This window comes from Kitasatospora sp. NPDC059599 (genome assembly GCF_042735125.1).
Classification (GTDB): domain Bacteria; phylum Actinomycetota; class Actinomycetes; order Streptomycetales; family Streptomycetaceae; genus Kitasatospora.
This window is the reverse complement of sequence record NZ_JBHWCL010000002.1, coordinates 190,195-195,011: the sequence shown is the minus strand read 5'-3', so window position 1 is coordinate 195,011 and position 4,817 is coordinate 190,195. Positions and strand designations below refer to the sequence as shown.

At 73.2% G+C, this 4,817-nt stretch carries 4 protein-coding genes and 1 pseudogene; 3 read left to right on the top strand and 2 right to left on the bottom strand.

From position 1 onward, the window contains the following. Positions 1 to 605, top strand: a pseudogene (locus ACFV04_RS01875) (acetyl-coenzyme A synthetase); the annotation flags it as partial. Positions 606 to 851: 246 nt separating this feature from the next. After that, positions 852 to 1,667, top strand: a complete 816-nt coding sequence (locus ACFV04_RS01870) for a hypothetical protein (RefSeq protein ID WP_380526118.1) — start codon at positions 852 to 854, stop codon at positions 1,665 to 1,667. A 33-nt stretch (positions 1,668 to 1,700) separates the two neighbouring features. Here ACFV04_RS01870 and ACFV04_RS01865 read toward each other — a convergent pair whose 3' ends face one another. Both ACFV04_RS01865 and ACFV04_RS01860 read right to left on the bottom strand, forming a co-directional pair. Beyond that, positions 1,701 to 1,976, bottom strand: coding sequence for an EsaB/YukD family protein (locus tag ACFV04_RS01865; RefSeq protein WP_380333999.1), 276 nt, complete (start codon positions 1,974 to 1,976; stop codon positions 1,701 to 1,703). A gap of 436 nt (positions 1,977 to 2,412) precedes the next feature. After that, positions 2,413 to 3,210, bottom strand: a complete 798-nt coding sequence (locus tag ACFV04_RS01860; protein ID WP_380526116.1) for a hypothetical protein — start codon at positions 3,208 to 3,210, stop codon at positions 2,413 to 2,415. Between the two features lie 392 nt (positions 3,211 to 3,602). On the opposite strand from ACFV04_RS01860, the gene ACFV04_RS01855 reads away from it, so the two are divergent. Next, entirely contained in the window at positions 3,603 to 4,694 is a 1,092-nt protein-coding gene (locus tag ACFV04_RS01855) for a vWA domain-containing protein (protein WP_380526114.1), read from the top strand. Positions 4,695 to 4,817 lie beyond the last annotated feature (123 nt).

Genomic DNA, 4,817 nt, shown 5'->3' with positions numbered 1-4,817 from the left:
ACGGCTCCGGCGGCTACCTCGTCCTCACCGAACCCTGGCCCTCCATGCTCCGCACCATCTGGGGCGACGACCAGCGCTACATCGACACCTACTGGTCCCGCTTCGAAGGCCGCTACTTCGCCGGCGACGGCGCGAAGAAGGACGAGGACGGCGACATCTGGCTGCTCGGCCGCGTCGACGACGTCATGCTCGTCTCGGGCCACAACATCTCCACCACCGAGGTCGAGTCCGCCCTCGTCGGCCACCCCTCCGTCGCCGAGTCCGCCGTCGTCGGCGCCACCGACGCCACCACCGGCCAGGCCATCGTCGCCTTCGTCATCCTGCGCGGGGGCGCCACCGAGAGCCCCGAACTCGTCGAGGAACTGCGCGCCCACGTCGGACGCACCCTGGGCCCCATCGCCAAGCCCAAGCAGATCAAGGTCGTCGGCGAACTCCCCAAGACCCGCTCCGGCAAGATCATGCGCCGCCTCCTGCGCGACATCGCCGAAGGCCGCGAAGTCGGCGACACCACCACCTTGACCGATGCCACCGTGATGACGTCGATCCGGGCCACGCTGGCCGCCGCACCGACCGACGCGTCGACCGCCGCACCGACCGCCGTCTGATCGGACCTGGCTTCCGGGCCGCCGCCCGCGCCCGGCCCGGCCGTCGGCCGACTCCGGGCGTCACCGGTCGTACCGCCGACACCGGTCGTACCGCCGGGACCGTAACCGTCGACACCGTAATCGTCGCCGCCCGTAACCGACTCCGGTCTGCGTCGGTTACGGGCGGAGCGGACCTCGGTCGGCCGGACCGGCCGGCGGCCCGGGAGCCGTACCGCACCGCTCGAACCGCCGGGGAGGAAAGTCCAGTTGTCCCACAGTCCCGCGCGCGCCGCCGCGCAGACCACCACAGCGCTTGCCCTGCTCACCTGCTTCCTGGTGGCGCGTCAGGGGAGCCCGGTGGCGCCGAGCACGGAAGCGCCGCCATCCACCGCCGTCATCGGCCCGGAGCGGCCGGGTGACCGCGACGGATCTCTCCTGCGTGAGCCGGTCGGCCGGACCGGCAGGCAGGTGGCTCTGCCGGGGGTCGCACCCTGGCGGCCCGGGTCCGACCCCGGGCAGCCGGGCAAGGCCGGGCAGCCGGGCGGGGCCGGGCAGCCGGGCGGGGCCGGGCAGTCCGGCGCTGTCGGGCAGCCGGGCGGGGTCGGCACCCTGACGTCCCGGCCGGCGGCGCTGAGGATGACGGCGGCCGGAGTCGGTGGTTCCCGCGCGGCCGAGGGCGCCGCCGTGATCGCCATGCCGGAGAGCGCGGAGGAGAGCCAGGAATGGTCCGTCCGGCCGGTGTCGGAGGACGAGGTGGTCGTCCGGTCCCTGCTGGTGGGCACGGACGAGGACGCGCCCGCGGCCCTGGTGCTCACCGCCGACCAGGACGGTTCGGTCTACCTCGCGTACGAGCTGCCCGACGAGGCGCAGCAGGACGGGGGCCAGCGGTGGAGCGTCGTGGACGCCTTCACCCCCCTGGGGCCCCCGGGGGGCGACCCGTCGGACGGGCGGGCCACCACCCGGCTGCGGCTCCACGCCCACCGGGGCGGCTGCCTCGTCGAGCAGGGCTACGGCGAACGGCTCGGCGTCGGCGGCTGTGACGACCCCCGGTCCCGGTGGACCGCCGAGGGGTTGACGGGCTGACGGCGCCGGGCCGCGGCCGGTGGAGCCCGCCGCTCAGTCCACGGAGGCGGGCAGCAGGTGCAGCACGTCGCCGTCGGCCAGGCCGAGGGACAGGGGCGTGCCCTCGGGGTCGAGCTCCGGACCGCCGGGGTGCCGCAGCACCCACGTGCGTTCGCCGGCCTCGGGCCCGGCGACGTACCGCAGCACCATCGGGAGCAGCCTGGTGATCGGCACCGCGACGGGCAGGGCCAGTTCGACGAGGCCGTGCGGGCCCACGATGGTCAGCCGGCGCACGGCGCTCCCGGCGGAGAGCGTGGTCAGGACGGTCATGCGGCACCTCGGGTTTCGACAGCGATGGGAAGCCGGAGGTGGCGGGCGGGCCGGCGCCCGCGCCCCGACCTGCGCGGCACGGCAGGTCGGGCACGGGTCGGGCGGTGCCTCGGGCACCGGGTGCGTCCGGCGAACTCCGGTGGCCTCACGATAGGAACGGAGTGTGCCGGAGGGCATGACGAGCGGGACCGACAGGATTGCGGTCCGGGACCGAAAGCGTTCCGCCGGTCCCGTCCGCTTCGCCCGGCCCGGGCAAGGTCGGGCCTGTTCCGGTCCGGGTCGGTCGTGTCCGATCGGCGCCATGGCCACGGCCGGTGTGGGTGGTCGGTTCCGGAACCGGTGCCGGATCGGGTGTCGGATCGGGTGTCGGAACCGGTGTTGGTGTTGGTGCCGGTGCCGGTGCTGGTGCCGACTCCGGTGCCTCACCGGGCGGGTCTCAGAACTGGATGTCCGGGGCCTGGAGGACGATGCGCAGGCTCTCGGCTGCGCGGTCCGCCCCGATCTCGTAGCGGAGCCAGACGTTCTGCAGGGTCTCCCCCTCCCGGTCGCCGGGCACCATCACCCACAACAGCAGGCCCCAGGCCACCGCCGGGTCGTGGCCCTCCACCTGGCCCCCGAAACCGACCGGGACGGCGACGCCGATCCGGGAGGGCGGGTCCTGGGTGAAGTCCGGCGGGGCGAAGTCCGATACGTCGTCGCCGGCCAGCACGACCGGGGTGTCGATGACCTTGAGCCAGTGGATCTCGACGTCCTCGACGATCCGTTCGAGTGCGACGGCCAGCCAGCCTCGCACCACCGTCTCGGTGTCGGTCAGCCAGCCCAGCGGCCCGTCCGGGTCGGTCGCGCGGGTGAGGTCGTCCCGGGGCGGTCCGAAGTGCTCGTTCTCGACGGGCTCGCCGACGACGTTGCCGTCGCGGTCCACCTCCCACCAGCGCCTGATCGACTCGGGCGGCGCCCAGCTGTCCGAGGAGTACTCCCCGGCCACCTCGTAGATCCAGGAGCCACCCGGCCCGGCGGGCGGCAGCACCGGGTCCTGCGGCCCGGCCGGACGCGTGGTGCCGCCCGCCGGCAGGCCCCGCAGGGCGTCCTGCGGTACCTCGTGCGGCGGCGTGTGCGGTGCGTCCTGCGGCGGCTCGTGCGCAGCGTCCTGCACCGTGGCCTGCGGTGCGTCCTGCGGTGCGTCCTGCGGTGCGGGCGCCCGGTCGTCCCGGCGCTTGCGGCTGAAGATCCCCATCCCTGACCCCTTCCCCCCTCGGCTTGCGGGGGATTCTTCCCCAAAATCCGCTCCGCGGAGCACAGTCGGCCGAATTCGGCCGTTGCCGTTGCTCGGAACCACGGTTCGGCGGCGCGGTGCCCAACCGCGGCTCGGAAGTGCGGTGCGGAACCCGCCGTGATCCCTCGTCCCGCTGCCGCCGGGGGAATTCGCGCGGGACGCCCCGGCGTCGGGCCTGGGAAACGCCTCGCCCGTGCATCCCGTTCGACCGTCAATTTCCGGACAGCCGGGGTGAACTCCCAGGTCAGGGCGGATTGTCAGTGCCTCGCCGTAGTGTGGAACCAACGTCGGAGGGGCGCGCTGGAAAGGCGCCGGAAATGGCGCCACAAGGGCGTTGGAAAAGGGGTAGCGGAATGGCCGCGAACAGGATCAAGCACAAGGTCAACCACGTCTCGCTCGTCGTCGACAAGTCCGGTTCGATGCGCCAGCACGAGGCGCAGCTCGTCCGCGTGGTGGACGAATTCGTGAAGGGCCTCCAGGAGGAGTCCGACCGGCTCGGCCACGAGACCCGCATCAGCCTCTACGCCTTCGACCACGAGGTGCACAACCTGGTCTGGGACATGGACGTCAAGCACCTGCCGTCCCTGCGCGGCCTCTACAAGGTCGACAGCGGTGCGACGGCGCTGATCGAGGCGGCCGTGAAGTCCGTCGACGACCTGAAGAACATCTGGGAGGGTTACGGGGAGCACTCCTTCCTCCAGGTCGTCGTGACGGACGGCGAGGAGAACGCCTCCGGCTACTCGCGGATCGGCAAGATGCACACCCGCATGGGGGCAGGCCCGGGCAAGGCCGTCCTGCACGAGTGGATGGGCCGCATCCAGGGCGCCATGGACGGCCTGCCCGACCACTGGACCTCGGCGATCCTCGTCCCCAACTCCCTGGCCAAGCGCACCGCCCAGGAGTACGGCTTCCCGGCGGGGAACATCGCGATCTGGGACGCGGACTCCACCAAGGGCGTCGAGGAGGCCATCGGCACCGTCAAGACGGCGGCCACGAGCTTCCTGCGGGGCCGGGAGAAGGGCGTGCGCGGCACCAGGAACCTCTTCACCATGGGCCAGGACCTGAACACCGCCGACGTGGCGGCCAGCCTCGACGCCCTGGACGCCGGCAAGTACGTCCTGGTCCCGGTCGACGAGCAGGCGCCGATCCGCGAGTTCGTCACCCGCACCGGGCACGCGTACAAGACCGGTTGCGCCTACTACGAGTTGTCCAAGCGGGAGAAGATCCAGGGCAGCAAGCAGCTTGCCGTGGCGGAGAAGGACCCGGCCACCGGCCGGATGACGGGCAAGGTGTTCTCCGGTCCGGCGGCCCGCCGACTGCTCGGCCTGCCGGCGTCGGAGGTCGCGGTGAAGCCGGGCGACAACCCGTCGTACACCGTGTTCGTCCAGTCGACCTCCGTCAACCGGAAGTTGGTGCCGGGCACCAAGCTGCTGGTCATGCTGTAGCCGAGCCGAGCCACCGTGGGTCGTGGGGGGGGGGGAGGCCCGCCCGCCCCCGGCCCCCCCCCCCCCCCCCCCCCCCCCCCCCCCCCCCCCCCCGCCCCGGGCCCCCCCCGACCCCCGCCCCCC

Bases quoted from the DNA above. Each gene is read 5' to 3' on its own strand.
- ACFV04_RS01855 (WP_380526114.1), top strand. From the start codon at position 3,603: ATGGCCGCGAACAGGATCAAGCACAAGGTCAACCACGTCTCGCTCGTC.
- ACFV04_RS01865 (WP_380333999.1), bottom strand. From the start codon at position 1,976: ATGACCGTCCTGACCACGCTCTCCGCCGGGAGCGCCGTGCGCCGGCTG.
- ACFV04_RS01860 (WP_380526116.1), bottom strand. From the start codon at position 3,210: ATGGGGATCTTCAGCCGCAAGCGCCGGGACGACCGGGCGCCCGCACCG.